2 protein-coding genes are annotated in these 1,619 nt (G+C 43.3%); both read left to right on the forward strand.

Annotation, left to right across the window (positions count from 1 at the left end):
- The first annotated feature begins 218 nt into the window (after positions 1 to 218).
- Positions 219 to 884 carry a response regulator transcription factor gene (locus AC4MRV_RS22060; RefSeq protein ID WP_491189405.1) on the forward strand — a complete coding sequence of 222 codons (666 nt, stop codon included), beginning with the start codon at positions 219 to 221 and terminating at the stop codon, positions 882 to 884.
- Positions 884 to 1,619 (forward strand): histidine kinase sensor domain-containing protein (locus tag AC4MRV_RS22065; RefSeq protein ID WP_491189406.1); only part of this gene is annotated, 736 nt, incomplete at its 3' end. The genes AC4MRV_RS22060 and AC4MRV_RS22065, both read left to right, overlap by 1 nt.

Here is a 1,619-nt window from a genome sequence, read left to right on the forward strand (position 1 = left end):
TATTATGCGTTACTTGAATCGTTGAAAGTTTTGTCAAAGTAACGAGTTTAACGTACTGATTTTTTAAGGCGTTATGTAGGACGAATCGGATACGGAGAAACTTGCTAAAAGGTGGTTTTTTGAGCCACTTACCGAAATAAAAACCATAAAAACTATGGTTGTTTAATTTGCAAATGAGTTATAGAATGCGAATCATTTTTATTTAATGGTGGTTGGTAATGTCTCGAGTTTTGATCGTTGATGATGACGTTCCGTTGTGCGAACTGTTAGAAACTGTGCTGCAAGAAGAAGGCTACACGGTCTCATCGGTACACTGCGGTGAGAGTGCATTGCAGTATATGGAAAAAACACCAGTTGATCTCGTTCTCCTTGATGTAATGCTACCAAACTTAAACGGGATGCAAGTTGCTCGTCGTATTTGCCAACGTTTTGCCACGCCGATTTTGATGCTGACTGCGCTCAATGATGAGAACTCAATGTTAGATGGTTATCAAGCGGGAGCTGACCAGTACATCGGTAAGCCATTTAACGTTGCAGAGCTGTTGATGCGTATAAAAGCAATTCTTCGCCGCGTAGGGTTAGAGCGCCAGAGGCAAGCGATGTGTAATACGGTTCAAAGTATCAGCGGCCAGTTGAACAGCTTGCCTCTGACTGGCACGGAAGCGGAACTACTTTGCTACTTGGTGAAAAAACAAGGTGTTGTCATCTCTAAAGCTGAACTACAGACCCAAGTTTTGAAGAAAGAGCTCAGCCCTTTTGATCGCAATCTAGATATGCACATCAGCAATATTCGTCGAAAATTAGTGGAAGCTGGCTTGTCCAAACAGCATATAAAAACGTTTCGTGGGAAAGGCTACAGCTACCTTGAAGCGGTAACGAGTTAATGAAGTTCGTTTGCCCATCCTACATCGCTAAGCGCAGAGACAGTCTTGCTTTCCAGCTCTTTAGTTATATGACGGCTATTGTCATTAGCATTTTGGCTGTTCAAGCGGTTGCAGAACAAGCTTTGGTGAAAGCCATGCTTAAAGTGCCAGCGAGTGTAAAAGTTGAAATGCTAGAGCTCGCTCATCAGGCAAATATCCTCATTGAGGAAGGCGACATGGATGAACTGGCTGACTGGGCAAATGCACAACACTTCTATCTATTCGTGCTCGACGAAAACCAACATCCGTTGACGCACCGCATGATGCACCCTCACTTTGAGTTCAAATTAAAATTCAAAAGAAGCTTGGACGAGCAACTAGAAGGTCGAGTAAGTCGCCCAATATTTAGCATCCCTTTGGTTGGCAATAACAGCTTGATGATCCAATTGCCACACCAATTACACCCGGCACATGATTTCATTCTTTATTTTTCTATTCTAAAGGTTGTGATTGCTGGAGTGATATTGGCACTGTTTTCATTGCTGATGGCGCGTAATCTACAGCAGCCTTTGGACCGATTGAGAGAGGCGAGCAAGAAGCTTTCTAATGGTGACTTCAATGTCAGTGTGGTAGATGAGTTGAAATCGAATACGCGAGAATTTAATGAACTCGCGCGAGATTTTGACCACATGACCAAAGAGATCCATTCATTGGCGGAGAAGCAGCGCCGGTTAATTCGTGACGTTTCCCATGAAT

It is taken from the genome of Vibrio sp. (genome assembly GCF_984391705.1).